Genomic DNA, 20,067 nt, shown 5'->3' on the forward strand with positions numbered 1-20,067 from the left:
ATCAGTTTTGTTACCGGTGAGTAGGTTCCGGTGTGCCCGCGGCACCCCGCACCGACCCTTCCGGGCACCACCATTGCCACGGCACCGCACTGTCGATCGGAGAAGACCGTCATGGGTCACTACAAGAGCAACGTCCGCGACCTCGAGTTCAACATGTTCGAGGTCTTGCGCATGAACGAGGCACTCGACGCCGGCGAGTTCGGCGACATGGACACCGAGACCGCCAAGGGAATCCTCTCCGAGGTCGCGACCCTGACCGAGGGCCCGGTCGCGGAGTCCTTCGCCTCCGCCGACCGCAACCCGCCGGTGTTCGACCCCGAGACCCACTCGGTCTCCATCCCGGAGGACTTCAAGAAGTCCTTCAAGGCCTGGTACGACGCCGGCTACTGGTCGATGGGACTGCCGGAGGAGCTCGGCGGGATGCCGGCCCCCCGCGCGTTGGTGTGGGCCACCGGCGAGATGATGCTCGGGGCCAACCCGGCGGCGTTCATGTACGGCGCCGGCCCCGCCTTCGCCGCCGTCCTCTACGAGAACGGCACCGAGGAGCAGAAGCAGTGGGCCGCCACCTGCGTCGAGCGCGGCTGGGGAGCGACCATGGTCCTCACCGAGCCCGACGCCGGCTCCGATGTCGGTTCCGGCCGCACGAAGGCGATCAAGCAGGACGACGGCTCCTGGCACATCGAGGGCGTCAAGCGCTTCATCACCTCGGCCGACTCCGACGACATGTTCGAGAACATCTTCCACCTGGTCCTGGCGCGCCCCGAGGGCGCCGGCCCCGGCACCAAGGGCCTGTCGCTGTTCTTCGTGCCGAAGTTCCACTTCGACTTCGAGAAGAACGAGATGGGCGAGCGCAACGGGGTGTTCGTCACCGGCGTCGAGCACAAGATGGGCCTCAAGGTCTCCACGACCTGCGAACTGACCTTCGGCGGTCACGGCGTGCCCGCCAAGGGCTGGATGGTCGGCGGCGACGAGCTCAACCAGGGCATCCGTCAGATGTTCGATGTCATCGAGCACGCGCGCATGATGGTCGGCACCAAGGCCATCTCCACCCTGTCGACCGGCTACCTCAACGCGCTCGAATTCGCCAAGGAGCGTGTCCAGGGCGGCGACATGACCGAGATGGCCGACAAGACCGCCCCGCGCGTCACCATCACCCACCACCCGGACGTGCGGCGTGCGCTGATCCGCCAGAAGGCGTTCGCCGAGGGTCTGCGCGCGGTGTACATGTACACGGCGGCCCACCAGGACGTCGAGACCGCTGCGCGCGTCTCCGGCGCCGACGGCGAGCTGGCCCATCGGGTCAACGATCTGCTGCTGCCGATCGTCAAGGGCGTCGGTTCCGAGCGCGCCTACGAGCTGCTCACCGAGTCGCTTCAGACGTTCGGCGGGTCGGGCTTCCTGCAGGACTACCCGATCGAGCAGTACATCCGCGACGCCAAGATCGACTCCCTCTACGAGGGCACCACCGCGATCCAGGCACAGGACTTCTTCTTCCGCAAGATCGCCCGTGACCGCGGCACCGCCGTGGGCCACGTGTCGGCGCAGATCAAGCAGTTCCTGGACAGCGACGCGTGCGGCGGCCGACTGGCGGCCGAGCGGGAGCTGCTCGCGACCGCTCTCGCGGACGTCGAGGCCATGATCGGCACGTGCTTCGATCACCTCATGGGTTCGCAGGACGACCCCAAGCGCCTGTACACGGTCGGGTTCGCCTCGGTGCGCGTCCTCATGGCGTTCGGTGACCTCATGATGGGCTGGCGTCTCCTGGTCGGCGCGGAGGTCGCCCTCGGCGCGCTGGACGGGGCGTCCGACGACGACAAGGACTTCTACAACGGCAAGATCGCCGCCGCCCGGTGGTTCGCCAAGAACGAGCTGCCCCTGATCAGCGCCACCCGCGCGATCGTCGCAGACCTCGACAACGAGCTGATGGCGCTGGACGAGTCCGCGTTCTGATCCCCACCTGACGGGCCCTTCCGGGTCCCCACCGTCGATCCGCCGCCCCTGCCCGGGCGGCGGATCGACTCGTTTCGCCGGATGCGGGCAGCCCACCCCCACGAATCGGCTACCCGGATTCCCGATCCGCTATGCCGATGGGAATAGCGGATCCGGAATCCGGGTAGCGGATTCGGCGCTCTAGTTGCCGGGTACGCCGGGAATGCGGAACTCCGGTAGGCCCGGGATCCGGATCGGGTCACCGGGTCCGGGGAGCGCGGGCGGCGGTGGTGGCGGTGACGAGGTGGGATCGTCGTCCTCGGGAGTCTCGGCCCGGCACACGATCCGGTCTCGCGGCGCGTAGCTCGACGAGACGGTGTCGGTGCTCACGGTGTCGCCGCCGCGCAGGACGACCCGGGTCACGCGGGCGGTGTACCCGTCCGCGCCCGGACTCGGGGTACACCCGGCCGTGCTGACGACCCGGGTCTGGGCCCGCCGGATGTCGGTCCGGGGGGCCGTCGAGACCCTCACCGTGTACTCGGGCGTCCCCCACAGCCGGACCGTCACCGAGTTGCCGCTACCCGAGGCATCGATCACCAGGCCGGTGTCCTGGGCGTTTCGGAATCCGACGTCGGCCGAGGCGGTGGCATCGCGGCCCGCCGGGAACGCGTCGCCGTCGACACCGCGGGAGCTGCGGACGAGGTCCTGTGCGCCGGATTCGAACGCCGCGTTGAACAGGGCAGTGGCGACGGCGTCGGCGGACACGTCTCCGGAGACCGTGCCGGCGACCTCCGCCATGGAGAAGCTCCCGCCCGCCGGGATGAAGTGCCCGGCCAGCGAGGCGATCATCGACTGGGCCTGTCCGCTCGCGCCGACGGCCACGGTGAACTGGCCGACGGGCTCGCGGATGCCGGCCCGCTCGGCCTCCGCGGTGGTCAGCTCGGGGTCGCGGCCCACGTAGCCGACGGGGAGCACGCGCGGGCCGTCGACGTCGGTGAGTTGCCCGGGCAGCCGACCGAGCAGCGGGCCCCATTCGACGGTGCGTCCCTGGACCGCGGGAACGATGGTGGCGCTCGACCCGCTGAACTCGAAACTCGCGTCCCTGCCCACCTGCTCGGTCTCCTCCAGGAGCGGGTCCAGGATCCCCTTGGCGGCGTCGGCGTCGAAGCGGGGCTCGAGCACGTCGCCCTCGCGGACGAAGCTGAGGTACTCCCCTATCCGGTCGCGGGGGAACAGCACCGGCACCGCGCCCGGGTCGTCCGGGTCGACCATCTCGATCTCCCGCTCGGCGGGCTCGGGCCGCTCGCGCCCGGGGGCCGGTGGCGGGGCGGGGAGCCTGGTGGTGACGGTGGTGGTCGCCGGCTCGGTGCCGTCGTCGCGCATCCGCGAGGCCAGCAGCGTCAGGTCCCGGGAGGCGGCGGGCTCGGCCACGTCCCGGATCAGCGCCCGCACCTGCTCGGCGTCGGTCTCGGTGGGCGTGTAGTCGACGGGCAGGTCCACGCCGTCGTCGTCGAGCCAGTGCTCGAGCACCGCGTCGCGGGAGTTCTCGATCTGTAGGCGCTGCCCGTCGAGCGGGATGGCCGAGCGGACCTGATCCCGGTCGAACCAGATGGCGCCCTCGCGGGGTTCGAAGTCCGCCTGGAGGGCGAGTCGCTCGAGGAAATCGGTCAGCCGTGCGTCCGGGATGACGCTGGCGATACCGACCTCGGTCGACCACACCACGCTGATCAGCCGCTTCAGCGGGTTCAGAGGCTGTTCACCGCCCCGGTCGAGCGTGCCCTGCCAGTCCACCGACAGGCCGACCGAGTCGGGGTCCAGCGTGGTCGACACGGCCCCGGCGCGCAGATCCACCTCGTCGTCGACCCGCGGTCCGAGCTCGGCGATCAGTCGCTGTTCGGCGTCGGCGGTCCGCATCCCGCCCACCTGGATGCCGGCGACCTCCGTCCCGCGCGGGACCCGGCCGATGCTGTGCACGAGATCGAAGCCGTACAGGACCGCGAGTGCCATGAACAGGCCCACACCGGTGTAGATCCACCGCGACCGCACCCGGTACCGATGTCGGTCGGACGCAGCCGGGTGCGGGCCCGCGCCCTCGATCGCGACGGGGCGTGCCGGGGTGTCGTCATCGTGGGACTCGACCACGCGCTATCCACCTCCTCCCGAGCGGGGGACGGCGGAACCCCGCGGGCCGCCGGCCGGGGACGTCCCCGCCCGAACCACTGTGAACACCACTATGACGGACCGATACCGATGAGTGCAGCCCCCGCGCCGGACGCGGGGGCTGCACTCATCGGACTCACGAGACGAGCCCGCGTCGAGTTTGACGCCGAGCGGGGGTCAGCGCTCCACGATCGCGGTGACGCCCTGGCCGCCGGCGGCGCAGACGGAGATGAGCGCCCGGCCGGAGCCCTTCTGCTCGAGCAGCTTGGCCGCGGCGGCCAGGATGCGGCCGCCGGTGGCGGCGAACGGGTGACCGGCCGCGAGCGACGAGCCGTTGACGTTGAGTTTGGAGCGGTCGATCGACCCCAGCGCCTTGTCCAGGCCCAGGCGCTCGGTGCAGTACTCCTCGGACTCCCACGCGGCCAGGGTGGCCAGCACCTGCGAGGCGAACGCCTCGTGGATCTCGTAGTAGTCGAAGTCCTGCAGGGTCAGGCCGTTGCGGGCCAGCAGCCGCGGCACCGCGTAGGTGGGGGCCATGAGCAGCCCGTCGGGCGTGCGACCGTCGTGGCCGTGCACGAAGTCCACCGAGGCGGTCTCGGAGTCCACCAGGTAGGCGCGGACCGGCAGCTTGTTCTCCTTCGCCCACTCCTCGCTGGCCAGCAGCACGGTGGACGCGCCGTCGGTCAGCGGGGTGGAGTTGCCGGCCGTCATGGTGGCCTCGGTGCCGTGGGCCTCGGCGTCGCGCTTGCCGAAGACCGGCTTGAGCTTGCCCAGCTTCTCCTCGGAGGAGTCGGGCCGCATGTTGTCGTCGCGGGCCACGCCGAGGTACGGCGTCACCAGGTCGTCCTGGAACCCGGAGTCGTAGGAGGCGGCGAGGTTGTGGTGGCTGGCGACGGCCAGCGCGTCCTGGTCTGCGCGCGTCACCCCCATCTCGCGGGCGGTGATGGCGGCGTGCTCACCCATCGACAGCCCGGTACGCGGCTCGGCGTTCTGCGGCTGCTCGGGCACGAGGCCCTGCGGGCGGATCTCACCGAGGAGCTTCAGGCGGTCGACGGTGGACTTGGCGGAGCTGACCTTGATGAGGGTCTTGCGCAGGTCGTCGTTCACCGAGAGCGGCGCATCCGAGGTGGTGTCGGTGCCTCCGGCGATGCCGGACTCGATACGCCCGAGGGCGATCGCGTCGGCCACCTGGATCGCGGCGGCCAGGCCGGTGCCGCAGGCCTGCTGGACGTCGTAGGCCGGGCTGGCCGAGTCGAGCACCGAGCCGATCACCGACTCGCGGGTGAGATTGAAGTCGCGGGAGTGCTTGAGCACGGCGCCGGCGACGACCGACCCGACGCGCTTGCCCTGGAGGTTGTAGCGGCTGGCCAGTCCGTCGATCGCGGCGGTGAGCATGTCCTGGTTGGAGGCGTCCGCGTACTTGCCGTTCGAGCGGGCGAAGGGAATTCGGTTGCCGCCGACGATGGCGACCTTGCGGGGGCTGGTGGTCACGTGTGTCACTCCCGTTGTGTTCTCGGTGTCCGGTGGCCCGAAACGCGGCCCTGCACGTATTGTTACTCAGCAGTAAGTTATTTGTCGACCCGTAGTACCGCACCTCTCCAGGAGATGATCGCCATGGCACAGGGCAACCTCGACCTCTACTCGCAGTTCGTGACCTCGGCCCCGGGGTCGTTCATCGCCGGCAAGGTCGGCCTCCCGCAGCCGGAGCAGCTGCGCCGGTACGAGGCCGGGCAGCCCGCCCTGCACGGTCCCGTCCTCATCGGCGGCGAGGGCCGCCTGGCCGAGCCCGTCCGGGAGATGCTGGCCGGCGACTACGAGCTGGCCGCCGCGGGCGCCGAGGGCAAGTTCGCCGGTCTCGTCTTCGACGCCACCTCGCTGCGTCGCCCGGAGGACCTCAAGGCCCTGTTCGAGTTCTTCAACCCGGTCGTCCGCAACGTCGCCGCCAGCGGCCGCATCGTCGTACTGGGCACCACCCCGGAGGAGACGGGCTCGGTCGAGGAGCGCATCGCCCAGCGCGCGCTCGAGGGCTTTACCCGCTCGCTCGGCAAGGAGATGAAGCGCGGCTCCACCGTCCAGCTCGTGTACGTCTCCCCCGACGCCGACGCGGGAGCCTCCGGACTCGAGTCCACCCTGCGGTTCATCCTGTCCGGCAAGTCGGCGTACGTCGACGCGCAGGTGTTCCGCGTGGGGGCCGGTTCGGCCGCCGCCCCGGCATCGTGGGACCGTCCGCTCGAGGGCAAGCTCGCCGTCGTCACCGGCGCCGCCCGCGGTATCGGCGCCGAGATCGCGGCCGTGCTCTCCCGCGACGGCGCGCACGTGATCTGTTGTGACATCCCGGCTGCCGGCGAGTCGCTGTCCGCCACCGCCAACAAGGTCGGCGGCACCTCGCTGCCGCTGGACGTCACCGCCGCCGACGCCGCCGAGGTCCTGGCCAAGCACGTGACAGAGCGTCACGACGGCCGCGTCGACGTGCTCGTCCACAACGCCGGCATCACCCGAGACAAGACGCTGGCCGGCATGGACAGCGCCCGCTGGGACTCCGTCATGGCCGTCAACCTCATCGCCCCCGAGCGCATCACCGCCGAGCTCGCCGAGAAGGGCGTGCTGGGCGAGGGCTCGCGCGTCGTGGGTGTGTCCTCGATGGCCGGCATCGCCGGTAACCGCGGCCAGACCAACTACGCGGCCTCGAAGGCCGGTGTCATCGGGTTCGTCAACGGCGCCTCGGCCGAGCTGGCCTCGAAGAACGTCACCGTCAACGCCGTGGCGCCGGGCTTCATCGAGACGCAGATGACGGCCGCCATCCCGTTCGCCACCCGCGAGGCCGGCCGTCGCATGAACTCCATGCAGCAGGGCGGTCTGCCGGTCGACGTGGCCGAGACGATCGCCTACTTCGCCAACCCCGCCTCGTCCACGGTCACCAACAACGTGATCCGCGTGTGCGGCCAGTCCCTGCTGGGTGCGTGATCTGACGTGGAGTACACCCGCCTTCCCGCCATCCCCAATCTGCTCGCCCAGTACGGCAAGGCCGCGGTGGGAGCCATGCCCGTCGTGGGCGGCTCCCGCGACGGTAAGTCCATGCCGTCGAGGGGCGTCGAGGTCGCCGGCGTGCGCGTGGACGTGGCCAACCTGGCCGCCTACGCCCGCGTCTGTGGCCTGCGGCTGACCGACGAACTGCCGCTGACCTACCCGTTCACCCTCGCGTTCCCGCTGAGCATGCAGCTCATGCTGGATCCGGACTACCCGGTGCCGGCGATGGGGTCGGTGCACCTGACCAATGAGATCTCCTCGCGCCGCGCGTTGCGCGTCGGCGACGAGCTGAACATCCGCGCGCACGCGGAGAACCTGCGGGAGCACCCCGCCGGGTTGCTGTTGGACGTGGTCACCGAGATCAGGACAGGCGACGACGACGAGCCCGCCTGGGTGCAACGGTCGGCCCTGCTCTCGAAGCGGCGGACCTCGCTGAGCCCCGCCAAGGACGCCCCGCGCCCGCCGAAGCCCGCGCCGCCGACCGCCGCCGAGATCGGCGACCCCACCGTGGTGAAGTCGGTGTCCGAGGCGCAGATCGCCGAGTACGCGGCCGTGTCCGGGGACCGCAACCCCATCCACGTGTCCAAGGTGGGTGCCAAGGCGTTCGGCTTCCCGAACGTCATCGCCCACGGCATGTGGACGGCCGCGACGCTGCTCGGCACGGTCGAGGGCGGCATCCCGGAGCGGGCCCGCTACTCGGTGGAGTTCGGCAAGCCCGTGATCCTGCCGGCCAAGCTGGGCATCTACGCCCGTCGCGGCGGCGCGGGTGATCCCGCCTGGTCGTTGACCGTGCGCAATCCCAAGAAGCTGGGCACCGTGCACGCGACCGCGAGCATCGAGGAGCTCTAGGCCCCACCCGGCGCGCGGCCCGACCGGGCCCCGGCGTCGAGAAGAGCGTCCCGCACACTTCGCCCGAGAGGCAGGTGTGCGGGACGCTCTTCTCGTTGGCTGGCCGGAGCCTCCGGGCCGGAGCCTCCGGGCCGGTACCGCCGGGACGAGATCCGGTGTCGCGCGGGCCGCGCGTCGAATAGGTTCGGCCGCACGGGGAGCCCTACCGCATCCCCTGATCCCGGCCCAGGAGTAGCCGTGCACCGCACCGAGTTCCCCCGTCCCCTCTCCCGGCTGGCCGCCCTCGTGGCAGTGGCCGTGGTCGTCACCCTCACCGGCTGCTCGACGACCGGCGATCCGGACGGCGGCGGTTCCGGTGGCGTGGGCTCCGGTGGCGTCGGCTCCGGTGGCGCCCCGGGCGCCGACCGACCCGGGTCGCAGCCGCCCGGGCGAGCGCTCCCGGCAGGCCCTGCCGTCGAGGTGGAGACGGTCGCCGACGGGCTGACGATCCCCTGGGACGTGGTCCGGGACCCCGAGGGCGTCATCGTCACCGGCGAGCGGGGTTCGGGCACCCTGTACGCGATCCGCGGGAACGGTGAGCGGACCGTTGTCGAGGCGGGCGTCGGCGATCTGTACGACCGGGGCGAGAGTGGCCTGATGGGAATGGCGCTGGCGGCCGACTTCGCCACCAGCCGCGAGGTGTACACCTGCCACTCCGACGCCGCGGAGAGTGACAACCGGGTCACCGCGTGGACCGCCGCCGAGGACTGGTCGGCCCTCGAGGCGCCTCGCGTCCTGGTGGACGGCATCCTCCTGGCCGAGCGGGGGTTGCACTCGGGCTGCCGCATCCTGGTCCACCCGGACGGCACTCTGTACATCGGCACCGGCGATGCGTTCACCGGCCCGGCGTCCCAGGACCTCGATAGGTTCTCGGGCAAGATCCTGCACATCACCCGCGACGGCGAGCCGGCCGGCGACACCATCGGCGACTCCCCCGTCCTGACGTACGGCCACCGCAACGTGCAGGGGCTGGCCCTGCGGCCGGACTCGGACCAGATCGTCGCCGCCGAGCACGGGCCGGACGTCGACGACGAGGTGAACCTCGTGATCCCCGGGTCCAATTACGGGTGGGACCCGGACTCCGGCGGCCGATACGACCAGGACGTGCCGATGACCGACACCCGCGACTTCCCCGACGCGGTGGAGGCGTCGTGGCGATCCGGGGACCCGACCCTCGCGCCGGGCGGGATCGCGTTCCTCGACGACCCCGCGTGGGGCGAGTGGGACGGCGCCCTGGCGGTCGCAATGCTCAAGACCAGCCAGATCGTCCTCATGACGCTGTCCGAGGAGGGCACCTCCGTCACCGCGACCGCAGCGATCCTGCGAGGAGAACACGGCCGCCTGCGCTCGATCACCGCGGAGCCCGGCGGGTCGCTGCTCGTCACCACCTCCAACGGTGGCGGCACGGACAAGGTCCTGCGCGTCCGGCCCGCAGCGGGCTGACACCCCGCCCTGGCCCCGGTCGCGGACCGGTACCGCTGCCCGCTCGTGGCCCCTAGCCTGTGGCTCGCATCACTTCTCACGCCACAGCAGGGAGCTCTCCGTGCACGACCGCCCCACGTCCCGTTCGTCCCGCACCCGCACCCGCTCCCTCGCAGGGGCCGCCGCCGCTGCCGCCGTCGTCGTCGCCATGCCCGCCGTGGCGTTCGCTCAGAGCAGCCTCCCCGGTGGCTCCTCGGGGTCGCTCGACACCAGTCTGATCCCGCCGGGCATCCTTTTCCCGCCCGAGGTGGGCAACGGTGCGGGGGACGGCGTCGAGGTGGTCGAGGGTCCGGCGGTCCGCGCCACCCCCGTCATGGAGGGGCTCAACATCCCCTGGGACGTGGTCCGCACACCGGACGGCACCCTCCTCACCGGCGAGCGCAGCGGCCGTATGGTCGTGCAGGAGCCCGGCGAGGAGCAGCGCACCGTGTCGATCGACCTGCCCGGCCTCGTCCGCCAGTCCGAGAGCGGCCTCATGGGCATGGCCGTGGACGCCGGTTTCGAGCAGAACCGTCAGATCCACGTCTGCTGGTCGCGATCGGTGGACGGTGAGAGCGACAACCGGATCACCACCTTCGAGGCCGCCGGGGACTGGTCCGCGCTGACCAAGGTCCGCGACACCCTGACCGGCATCCCGCTGGGCGAGGAGGGCATCCACAGCGGGTGCCGGCTGCTCACCGCCCCGGACGGCACGATCTATGTCGGCACCGGCGACACGTACACGGCCTCGGCCCCGCAGTCGCCCGACTCGCTGGCCGGGAAGACCCTGCACATCAATCCGGACGGTTCACCCGCGTCGGGCGATTCGGTTGTCCACACGATCGGTCACCGCAATGTCCAGGGGCTGGCCATCGACCCCGACAGCGACCGTCTCTACTCCGCGGAGCACGGGCCGGACGCCCACGACGAGGTCAACCTCCTCCGGCCGGGCGCGAACTACGGCTGGAACCCGAACGTCGACGGACGCTACAACCAGAACGTCCCCATGACCGACACCGAGGAGTTCCCGGACGCGGTCGAGGCCGTCTGGTCGTCCGGGGAGCAGACCCTGGCCCCGTCGGACATCGAGTTCCTGCGAGGATCCGAGTGGGGCGAGTGGGAGGGGGCGCTCGCGATGGCCAACCTCAGGAGCCAGAAGCTCGTCCTCCTCCGACTCAGTGAGGACGGGCGGTCCGTCGTCGACTCCGCGGTGCTCCTCGAGGGCGAGTTCGGTCGCCTGCGGTCCCTGGCGCCCGAGCCCGACGGCTCGCTGCTGGTGACGACCTCCGACGCCGACAATCGCGACTCCGTGTTCCGCATCAGCCCGGCGGCGGGCTGACCGGCCTAGAGCCGTAGGACCTGCCGGGCGGCGTCGGCCAGCACGATCGCGTAGCCGGCGCCGTGCCCGGCGGAGTGGGTGGCCAGCGGGTGCAGCTGATGCAGCGGGACCCTGTCGCGCCATCCCTCACGAAGCGGGTGCGCCTCGTCGTACCCGCGGAGGATCTCGTCCAGATGCGGGGCGCCGAAGAGGGCCAACATGGCCAGATCGGTCTCGCGGTGGCCGCCGTGCGCGGCGGGGTCGATGAGCACGGCCCCGACGTCGTTCTCTCCGCCGCCCTCCCCTCCGGCCCGCGCCGGGGTCCACAGCACGTTGCCGGTCCACAGGTCGCCGTGGATGCGGGCGGGGACGTCGCCGGGGTCGTCGAGTTCGCCGGACGCGACGCGGTCGCAGGCCCGCTCGACCACGGCGAGGTCGGCGCCGCCGAGGACACCGAGGTCCACCGCTATCCGGACGAACGGGCGGACCCGCTGCTCGGCGTAGAACTCGCCCCACGACGCGGTGGGCGCACACTCCTGGGGCCGGTTGCCGATGAAGCACCGGCCCGCCCAGCCGTCCGCGGGTGCGCCCCAGGCGGCCGCGCCCGCATCGTGCATCGCCGCCAGCGACCGACCGAACCGCAGAGCCGCCCGCGTCGTCGCGCGACCCGCGGGAATTCTCTCGAGGGTGATCTCGTCGTCGTCGACCTCCTCCACCCGGACCACCCTCGGCCCGCCGGGGGCCGCGGCGAGCCAGGCCAGACCCGCGGCCTCGTGGCGGAAGAAGTCGGGGCCGTGGCGGGAGCCCCTCTTGACGAACACCCGGTCATCCACGTCGATCTCCCCTCGTGTCGCGGCCGAGCAGCGGCCCGGCGAGCGCGGCGATGAGCACGCCGCCCACCAGCATCGGCACGACCGTCCAGCGCATCCCGACATGCTGCGCGACGAGACCGACGAGCGGCGGGGAGGCCAGGAAGCCCAGTCGCAGGACCCAGTTGAGCACCGCCAGGCCCGCGCCGGGAGCCAGGCCGGGCACGGAGTCGGCGGCGACCATCGCACCCGGGATCACGGTGGCGATGCCCCACCCGGCCAGCGCGAATCCCGCGAGCAGGACCATCAGCAGGGCGGGGCCGTCGAGCAGCGACGACGCGACCAGCGCAGCACCCGAGCCCAGCACCACGCACGCCCCGCCCATCCGGCCGACGTGCGCCGCGCCGAACCCCTCGACCAGGCGGTCACCGGTGACGCGTCCGACGAGCTGCGTGCCCTGCACCGCGACGAACCCGAGACCCGCCAGGCCGGCGCCCGCTGCCGCGACCTCGCGCAGGTAGAGCGCGGACCACGTCTGGGCGAAGTCCTCGACGAGGGTGGCGCATCCGGCGAGCACCCCCAGCGCGAGCAGGAGCAGCAGCGCGCGACCGACCGGTACGCGGCGGGAGACGTCCCGGTCGGCGGGAGACGGCGCGGCGGACGGGGGCATGGTGTCGAGGTCGCGCCCGGAGTCGTCCTCGGCGACCGGCGGACCCAGCCGGAGGGGAAGTGCGGCCAGCGCGGCGAGCGCACAGACGACTCCCGCCCCGATCATCTGCCCCACCACCGGCGTGCCGACGCCCGCGGCCACCGATCCCCCGACCGCGCCGAGCGCCGCACCGAGCGACCACACCGCGTGGAACCGGTTGATCAGCGACCTGCCGTGACGCGACTGCACGCGGATCCCGTGGGCGTTCATCGCCACGTCGGTGATCGCGTCGGTCAGCCCGAACAGCAGCAGCAATCCCGCGAACACGGCCACGACGGGCGAGAAGCCGACGAGTGCCGCGATACCCGACGCCACGACCATCGCCGCGACCGCGACCGCCCCGTCCGAACGCCGCCGCATCAACGCGGGGGTGAGCAGGCCACCGACGAGCGCGCCGGCCGGATAGCAGGCCATGGCCAGGCCGAATCCGGCCGGGCCCAGGTCGAGCGCGTTCTTCAGGTCGGGCAGGCGGGGCACGATGGCGCCGAAGATCGCACCGTTGGCGGCGAAGAGCAGGGCGGTCGCGGCGATCGGTCCGCGGGTGGTACCGGTCCGGGTCGTCGCACTCACGACCGCCACACTACGTCCGGCCGGCGCGCCGGTAGCGTTACGCGGCAAGAGCAGCGGACCGGTGAGGGGAGTACGCCCGTGTACGACGTGACGGCGGGGATCGAGACCGAGGACGGCGGTCGGCGCGTGGCGTGCCGGGTGCCGCTGCCCGTGGCGCCCGCGGTGGTGTGGGACGCGGTCGCCACCGGCGAGGGGATCTCCTCCTGGTTCGTGCCGTGCGCGATGGAACCGCAGGTCGGGGGCCGGATCGTGCAGTTCGCCGACCCCGGCGCCCCCGATCCCACGACCGGCCCGGAGGCCGCGGCCGAGGCGATGCTCACCGCGACGGTCGGCGAGATCACCGTCTACACGCCGCCCGCCGGGAGTGTGCCCGGACTGTTCTCCTACGCCGAGCGGGACTGGATGGGCGAGGGCGTCCCGGTTCCGCCGTGGGAGACGTCGTGTGAGGTGGTCGACGACGGCGAGGGCGGCAGCGTGCTCACCCTGCGGTCGGGGTTCGGCTCCGGCGGGCAACTGGCGGAGGAGTCTGTGGATGGCAGTCTCGACGGGTGGGTGCAGGCGCTGACGGTGCTGGCCCACCGGCTGACCCATCGCCCGGCCGACGGGGTGGTGACCGTGGACGCGGCCACCGATCCGGTCGAGGCCACGGTGCCGGAGCTGTGGGCCCGGGTCACGGCGGCGCTCATCGCCCCGGCGTCCGGTGTGGGCGGGAACCCGGGTGACGGCGGCGTGGTCGCCAGGTCCGGTGAGGTGGGCGGCATCGTGGCGACCGGGTCCGAGGCCTCGCGGACGCTCATCCTCTCGGCGCCGGCTGACGGCATGCTCGAGCTGTTCGCCTTCCCCGCCGGCGAGACCCACGAGGACGCCGTCGGCCGGGCCGCGCTGGCGGTGCGGGTGTTCGAGTACGTCGACGCCCCCGGTGGCGACGGCCGACCGCTCGGGGCCGCCGCGGTGGACGTCCCGCCTACCTGGGACGCGCCGCGCTGGCGGGAGTGGCTCGAGGGGCTCGCCCGCGGGTGAGCCGCGCACCGGAGGGGGTGGCCGCTGTCGGGGGCGAAACGTCACGGTCGTATGTGCCGATGTTCTCACCGACCGCAGTACTGTTGCGGAGAAGTATCGTGACGGGCCGCGCCAGCGGGACCCGATCGCGAACCGCACACCGACGAGGAGCTACATCCGTATGGCGGATTCCAACGAGACCGTGACCATCGCGACCGGCGAGGGCGCGCCCGGCTCCACCCTGCTGGGTATCGGCGCGTACCGCCCGGAGCGCGTCGTCAGCAACGAGGAGATCTGCGAGACGATCGACTCGACCAGCGAGTGGATCTACGAGCGGTCCGGGATTCTCAACCGTCGTTTCGCGAGCCCCGGCGAGTCGGTTGTCATGATGTCGACCGAGGCGGCCAGGAAGGCCGTGGCCTCGGCGGGGATCGACCCCGAGCTCGTCGACGCGGTCATCCTGTGCACGTCGACCAACTGGACGCAGGTGCCCCACGCCGCGCCCCAGGTCGCCACGAACCTCGGCCGCAACGGCATCGCCGCGTTCGACCTCACCGCGGGCTGCGCCGGGTTCGGCTACGGCCTGGCGGTCGCGACGAACATGATCCGCGGCGGTGCCTCCCGGTACGTCGTGGTGATCGGTGTGGAGAAGATGAGCGACGGCATCGACTTCACCGACCGCAACACCTCGTTCATCTTCGGCGACGGCGCCGGCGCGGTCGTGGTGGGCCCGGCAGAGACCAACGACATCAGCCCGGTGGTCTGGGGCTCCGACGGCGAGCAGGGCAGCGCCATCAGCCAGACCAAGGACTTCAAGGCGTACGTCGACGAGGTCGACTCCGGCGCCGAGGACGTCCGTCAGCCCTTCCTCACCATGAACGGGTCCAAGGTGTTCCGCTGGGCCGCCGTGCAGGTGTCGAAGGTGTGCGCCGAGACGCTGGAGACGGCCGGGGTGACCGCGGAGCAGATTCAGGCATTCGTCCCGCACCAGGCCAACGGCCGTATCAACTCGGCGATGGCCAAGCACCTCGGTCTGCCCGACACCGTGGCGATCGCGAACGACATCGAGCAGACCGGCAACACCTCGGCCGCCTCGATCCCGCTGGCCATGGAGACCATGCTGCGCGAGGGCCAGTCCAAGCAGGGCGACGTCGCACTGTGCATCGGGTTCGGCGCCGGCCTCTCCTACGCCGGCCAGGTCGTCCGACTCCCCGCGGCCCCGCCCGTCGACTGACGGCCCGGGCGTCCCTCCCGGGGCCTCCCCGCGTGCCCCGGAAGGCCTCGGGAGGGACGCCAACTAGACATGTGTTCATGAGACAGTGATCCCATGCACACGTCTCTTTCCCGGCGCGTCACGCGCCGCCTGGTCTCCGGTGCCGTCGCGGCCACCGCCGCCCTGCTGTCCCCGCTGCTGGCGGCCCCCGCCGGGGCCGCGCCCGCCATCCCCGGACCCGTCGCGCCGCAGGCCTCCCCACTCGAGCTCGTCAGCGGATCCGCGCAGACGCTGGGCGGCACCATCGCCGGACAGGTCACCGGCACCGGGATGGGCCCGACCGTCCTGTCGGGGGCGGGCACCGGCCCGTCCAAGTACGTGGCGCTGGGCGACTCCTACGCCGCCGTCGGCAGGATCGCGCCCGGCGCGTGGGGGCCGGTCCCGTCGCGTGCGTGCGCACCGACGACGCCTACCCCACCGTGGTGGCCCGCGAGCTGGGGGTGGGCACGTTCGTCAACGCCAGCTGCGGCGGCGCGGTGGCCGACGACTTCCTCGCGGTCGGCCGGACCGGGGCCCCGCCCCAGTTCGACGCCCTCGACGCCGATACCGACCTGGTGACCATGACGATCGGCGGTAATGACGTGGGCTTCGCCGCCGTGATCGTGGCATGCGCCCTGCGGCCCAACACCGCACCCGAGCTGTTGCCGATCGTCGACGGCGCGACGGCGAGCCTGTCGAAGGGCTTCGATCCCACCGCCGGGTGCTCGGACGTCATCGACAGGCAGGCCGCCCGCGCGCTCGAGACTCTCGACCAGCGCATGGACGCGGTGTACGCCGGGATCGCCGAGCGCGCACCGCAGGCCCGCGTGGTGACGGTCGGGTACCTGGCCGCGGTGCCCGCGGACGACCGGATCATCGAGCAATCCCCGGCCTGCGCTCCGTTCATGGCGATCAGCCGGGAGGAGCGGGCCAAGGTCCGCGGCTTCCAGGACAGCATCAACCGCGTCGTCCGCGACGCCGCCGAGCGCAACGGCGCCACCGTCGTGATCCCCGATGAACCGGGGCACTCGATGTGCACCCCGCCCGAGAACCGCTGGGTCGACTTCACGGGCCTCGAGACCGGCGCGGTGCCGGTCCATCCGACCACCGCCGGCCATGCGCACGTCGCGGATCGGGTGCTCGCCGCGCTGGGCGATGCCTGAGGCCGGTCACGTCATCTGACGGCTGTCCAGTTGGGCCCAATTCGGTAACGAAGCGGCGTCGATGAGAGAACATAGAGCTCATGCTCACCACTCCTCGGCGCCGCTTCGCCGGTTCCCGCACCCTCACCACCTCCCTCGCCCTGGCCGCGTCCGTCGTCCTCACGGCCGCACCCGTCGCTGGTGCCCAGTCCACCACCCAGGCGGACGGCACGATCGCTCTCGGCTCCCTGGGGTCGAGCGTCGGCACCCCTGTCAGTGCGTCGGGTTCGCTCGGCTCGCTCTCGACTCCGGCCTACGCCGACTACGTGGCGCTCGGCGACTCCTACGCCGCGCTCGGTGACAACACCACGCCCGCCGGTGGGCCCGAGGGCTGCGGCCAGAGCCTGGCGAACTATCCGAACCAGCTCGATGCCAACCACGCCGTGGGCGAGCTCACCGACGCCACGTGCGGCGGCGCCCAGACCGAGGACATCCTCGTCGACACGCAGTACCCTGAAGCCCCGCCGCAGATCGAGGCACTCGACGCGGACACCGACCTGGTGACGCTGTCCATCGGCGGCAACGACGTGGGCTTCGGCACGATCGTCGGGTGCATCACCGCGCATCTGCAGCCCGCCGGGCCGGATCAGCCGATCGACTGCCGCGAGGAGCTCGGTGGGGTCGTCGCTCAGGACATCGCCGACATCTTCGGGGAGGGCGGAGCGGTCGACGAGGTCTACGCCGCCATCGAGTCGGCGTCGCCCGACGCGACCGTTGTCGCTGCCCAGTACCTGCCGCTCATGCCAGCGTCGGACGAGGACGGGTGTCTCTTCACCACCCTGATCGGAGCCGACAATCTCGAGTGGGCCCGTGAGGTCACCGAGGCCATCAACGACGCAGTCGACGAGGCCGCTGAGCGCAACGGGCACATCTCGGTCCTGCCCTCCTCTGACACCGACCGCAGCGGCTGCGCTCCGGTGGACGAGCGGTGGGTCGTGTTCGCGGATGGTTCGGCGAACAACACGGCCGCCTTCCACCCCACTGCCCTGGGCCAGCAGGCCATGGCCGACGCGATCGCCGCGGCGATCTGACCGCCGCCACCCCGGTACGACCACAGCCGCCCCTGGGGAGGGCGTCTGGCGCGCACCGAAGCGTGCGCCAGACGCCACGCCCGGGGGCGGCTGCGTCGTTGGGGGCGCCCGTCAGCCCTCGAACAGCCCCTGCCCCACGTACCCGCCCTCCGGCGCGCCGGGCGGCAGCGCGAACACAGCCGACCCGATCGGGATGGTCCACGTGTTGAGCGCGTCCTGCTCGGCGAGCCGCCGCTGAACCGGCACGTAGGTGCGCACCGGGTCTGCCTGATAGGCGGTGAACAGCAGACCGGAGTTGCTGATCTCGCCGCCTTCCGGCGGGTCGTCGTAGTTGTACGGCCGCCGCAGCATGGCCTCGCTCCGGTCGAGCTGCCGCGCCCGCGCGATGTGGGACCCCGGCGGGATCACGGGCAGGCCCACCTCGTCGACCGCGTCGAAGTCGGCCGGGTCGTGCTCGTGCACCCCGGTCAGCGGGGCGCCGGTGTCGAGCCGCCGGCCGACGCTCAGCTCGCGTGAGGTGCGGTCGATCTCCTCCCACGTGTCCATCGTCATGCGGATCCGCCGAAGCACGAGCGAGGACCCACCCCGCATCCACCGCTGGACCTGCCCGTCAGACGAGGTGCCATCGGAGAACAGGACCTGATCGAAGTCCACATCCTGCTCGGTGGGGTTGACGGTGCCGTCGACCTGCCCGAACAGATTGCGCTGGGTCCGCCCGGTCGGGTCGGTGCCGACGGCTTTGCGGAAGCCCCGCTGCACCCACTTCTGTCGCGCGACCCCCCGCACGCCGGACGCCAACACCCGCGCGGCGTGGGACACGATCAGCGGATCGTCGGCGCAGATCTGCAGCAGCAGGTCCCCGCCGGACCAGCGGTCCTCGAGTCGGTCGATCTGCGGGAACGCCGGCAACTGAGCGAGCCACGAGGGCCGCTTGTCGGGCATCCCGATCGCCTCGAACAGCCCGGGGCCGAACCCGATCGTCACCGTGAGCCGCGCCGGGTCCTCGGCGAGCTCGGGTTCGAGGTCCGCGAGTCCGCCTCGCCCCCGGGTAAGCCGGGCGACGTCCTGGGACCACGCCCGCAGGACTCCCTGGATCTCCGTGCGGGTCGCCCCCGGGACGATCTCGAACGCCACGAACGCGGCATGCGATTGCGGTCGCGTGGTGATGCCGGCCTGGTGCGGGCCGTGGAACGGTTCGGTGGCCGTCCCGACGACCCGCGAGTCGGCGACCGCCTTCCAGTCTCGGATCACCTCGTCGTCGTCGACGACACCTCGCCCCACGTACCCCGCGGCACCGCCGACGACGGTGCCACCGACGACGCCGGCACCCACCGCCGCCGCGACGCCGCCGCCGAGCACCGACCGCCGGGACAGACCGCGACGGGCCTGCTCAGCCATCGTGGCTCGTGCCCCCGCTCATCTCGCCGTGACCGCCGCCGACGTACTCCTCTTCCCCGCCCTGGAAGTCGCGGGCGGAGACGGTGACGTCCTGCTCGGCGCCGTCGAACTCGAGGGTGAGGGTGATCTGCTGGCCGGTGGTGATGGGGCGCCCCAGCTCCATGAGCATGATGTGGTTGCCGCCGGGCTGCAGGACCAGCTCGCCGCCGGCGGGGATGACGAAGCCGTCCTCGCGTTCCTGCATCATCATCCCGCTGCCGCCGGGGACGGTCTCGTGCAGTTCGGCGCTGCCGCCGAGGTCACTCTCGACACCGATCAGGTGCAGGTCGGTGTCGCCGGGGTTGGTGATGGTGCCGAAGACGCCGGTCATCTCCGTGCCGGTGGCCTTGGCCCAGCCGTCGTCGAAGGTCACGGTCGTCGGGGCCGTTGAGTCGGCGGTTGAGTCGGCGGTGTCGGCCGCGGCGGCGGTCGTGGTGTCGGCGTTCGTGATGTCGGTGTCGTCGGTCGCGCAGGCCGTGACGGTGAGGGCGAGCGCGAGTGCGCAGGCCGCGGCGAAGGCGGCACGGGTGTGGGTACGCATGGTGTGGGTGTCCTCGGTGTGGTGTGTGTGATCGCCCGGCAGCGCGGGGCGCGTACCGGTGCGGGTGGTGGTCACACGGCCACGGGCGGCGCGCGGGTTCCCCCGCGGGCCAGGAGGAACCGTCCGCGGGGGGTGTCGGCGTCGTAGGAGGCCAGGAGTCGGGCGACGACGACGAGGTGGGCCGTCTCCACCATGGGCGGTATCCGAGCCGCCAACCAGGACAGTGTCCCGGAGAGGATCGCGACGAGCGCGAGCGTGGTGGCGATCGCTGCCACGTGGGCGCCCAGCATTCCCGGGGTGAGTAGTGCTGCCGCGGAGGATGCCGGGGCGGGGCCGACGCCGTCCATCGCGGCCCGGAGCGCTGCCGGGTCCGTGGCGTGGTGGCCGAGCACACCGGTCGTGCCGGTGGCGCCGTGGGTGTGGCCGGAGGCCAGTACGAGGTGGACGAGTCCCTGCCCCGCGATCAGGCCGGCCGCGGCGGCGAGGACGGGGGTCCGGCGGCGGGCGACGGATGCGGCGAGTGCACCGATTCCCGCGCTCGTGGCCGCGACGGCGAGGATCTGGCCAACCGTGGGCGGGCCCGCGAGCGCGCCGGCGGCCAGTCCGTGGGCGCTGATGCCGAACACGCCGCTGACCAGCGCCACCACGATGCCCACGACCGCGGTCACCGCGGGCGGGACCTCGGCGCGTAGGCGGTCGGCGGACATGGCTCGATTCTATGCCCCGGGGGGTGT

At 72.0% G+C, this 20,067-nt stretch carries 16 protein-coding genes; 9 read left to right on the top strand and 7 right to left on the bottom strand.

The window, feature by feature from the left end:
- Positions 1-111 precede the first annotated feature (111 nt).
- Positions 112-1,950 (top strand): acyl-CoA dehydrogenase, encoded by a 1,839-nt coding sequence (locus tag OVA21_RS13995; RefSeq protein WP_268092673.1) that lies wholly within the window; start codon positions 112-114, stop codon positions 1,948-1,950.
- 180 nt (positions 1,951-2,130) lie between these two features.
- Here the strand turns inward: OVA21_RS13995 and OVA21_RS14000 are convergent, their stop codons facing one another.
- On the bottom strand, positions 2,131-4,071 hold the full coding sequence (locus OVA21_RS14000) for a VanW family protein (protein WP_268092674.1): 1,941 nt from the start codon (positions 4,069-4,071) through the stop codon (positions 2,131-2,133).
- Positions 4,072-4,266: 195 nt separating this feature from the next.
- Entirely contained in the window at positions 4,267-5,580 is a 1,314-nt protein-coding gene (locus tag OVA21_RS14005; RefSeq protein ID WP_120286449.1) for an acetyl-CoA C-acetyltransferase, read from the bottom strand.
- Positions 5,581-5,703: 123 nt separating this feature from the next.
- On the opposite strand from OVA21_RS14005, the gene OVA21_RS14010 reads away from it, so the two are divergent.
- The 4 genes from OVA21_RS14010 (at position 5,704) to OVA21_RS14025 (ending at position 10,804) form a co-directional block, all read left to right on the top strand.
- Positions 5,704-7,053 (top strand): 3-oxoacyl-ACP reductase, encoded by a 1,350-nt coding sequence (locus tag OVA21_RS14010; protein WP_442778956.1) that lies wholly within the window; start codon positions 5,704-5,706, stop codon positions 7,051-7,053.
- A 6-nt stretch (positions 7,054-7,059) separates the two neighbouring features.
- Complete coding sequence (locus OVA21_RS14015; protein WP_268092675.1) at positions 7,060-7,965, top strand: MaoC family dehydratase; 906 nt, start codon at positions 7,060-7,062, stop codon at positions 7,963-7,965.
- Positions 7,966-8,202: 237 nt separating this feature from the next.
- Positions 8,203-9,447 carry a PQQ-dependent sugar dehydrogenase gene (locus OVA21_RS14020; RefSeq protein WP_268092676.1) on the top strand — a complete coding sequence of 415 codons (1,245 nt, stop codon included), beginning with the start codon at positions 8,203-8,205 and terminating at the stop codon, positions 9,445-9,447.
- Between the two features lie 100 nt (positions 9,448-9,547).
- Positions 9,548-10,804, top strand: a complete 1,257-nt coding sequence (locus OVA21_RS14025; protein WP_268092677.1) for a PQQ-dependent sugar dehydrogenase — start codon at positions 9,548-9,550, stop codon at positions 10,802-10,804.
- A gap of 5 nt (positions 10,805-10,809) precedes the next feature.
- On the opposite strand, the gene OVA21_RS14030 is transcribed toward OVA21_RS14025, so the two are convergent.
- Together OVA21_RS14030 and OVA21_RS14035 are read right to left on the bottom strand one after the other, a co-directional pair.
- Complete coding sequence (locus tag OVA21_RS14030) at positions 10,810-11,616, bottom strand: fructosamine kinase family protein (RefSeq protein WP_268092678.1); 807 nt, start codon at positions 11,614-11,616, stop codon at positions 10,810-10,812.
- Entirely contained in the window at positions 11,609-12,871 is a 1,263-nt protein-coding gene (locus OVA21_RS14035) for an MFS transporter (protein WP_268092679.1), read from the bottom strand. Before OVA21_RS14035 ends, OVA21_RS14030 begins: the two co-directional genes overlap by 8 nt.
- A gap of 78 nt (positions 12,872-12,949) precedes the next feature.
- On the opposite strand from OVA21_RS14035, the gene OVA21_RS14040 reads away from it, so the two are divergent.
- The 4 genes from OVA21_RS14040 (at position 12,950) to OVA21_RS14055 (ending at position 17,355) form a co-directional block, all read left to right on the top strand.
- Positions 12,950-13,891, top strand: coding sequence for an SRPBCC family protein (locus tag OVA21_RS14040; RefSeq protein WP_206472993.1), 942 nt, complete (start codon positions 12,950-12,952; stop codon positions 13,889-13,891).
- Between the two features lie 160 nt (positions 13,892-14,051).
- Positions 14,052-15,104 (top strand): beta-ketoacyl-ACP synthase III, encoded by a 1,053-nt coding sequence (locus OVA21_RS14045; RefSeq protein ID WP_268092680.1) that lies wholly within the window; start codon positions 14,052-14,054, stop codon positions 15,102-15,104.
- 431 nt (positions 15,105-15,535) lie between these two features.
- Entirely contained in the window at positions 15,536-16,285 is a 750-nt protein-coding gene (locus OVA21_RS14050) for an SGNH/GDSL hydrolase family protein (protein ID WP_268092681.1), read from the top strand.
- Between the two features lie 80 nt (positions 16,286-16,365).
- Positions 16,366-17,355 (top strand): SGNH/GDSL hydrolase family protein, encoded by a 990-nt coding sequence (locus OVA21_RS14055; RefSeq protein WP_253002533.1) that lies wholly within the window; start codon positions 16,366-16,368, stop codon positions 17,353-17,355.
- A 111-nt stretch (positions 17,356-17,466) separates the two neighbouring features.
- On the opposite strand, the gene OVA21_RS14060 is transcribed toward OVA21_RS14055, so the two are convergent.
- From OVA21_RS14060 to OVA21_RS14070, 3 genes are read right to left on the bottom strand one after another with little or no spacing between them, the layout of a single operon-like run.
- The gene (locus tag OVA21_RS14060) at positions 17,467-18,753 is read right to left on the bottom strand and encodes a Dyp-type peroxidase (protein ID WP_268092682.1); all 1,287 of its coding nucleotides are present in this window, start codon (positions 18,751-18,753) and stop codon (positions 17,467-17,469) included.
- Positions 18,746-19,408, bottom strand: a complete 663-nt coding sequence (locus OVA21_RS14065; RefSeq protein WP_268092683.1) for a copper chaperone PCu(A)C — start codon at positions 19,406-19,408, stop codon at positions 18,746-18,748. The genes OVA21_RS14060 and OVA21_RS14065 overlap by 8 nt, the downstream gene beginning before the upstream one ends.
- Positions 19,405-20,040: a hypothetical protein gene (locus OVA21_RS14070; RefSeq protein WP_268092684.1), complete on the bottom strand. Its 636-nt coding sequence runs from the start codon at positions 20,038-20,040 to the stop codon at positions 19,405-19,407. The genes OVA21_RS14065 and OVA21_RS14070 overlap by 4 nt, the downstream gene beginning before the upstream one ends.
- Between the last annotated feature and the right edge of the window lie 27 nt (positions 20,041-20,067).

It is taken from the genome of Dietzia sp. SL131, assembly GCF_026672565.1.
GTDB lineage: Bacteria > Actinomycetota > Actinomycetes > Mycobacteriales > Mycobacteriaceae > Dietzia > Dietzia kunjamensis.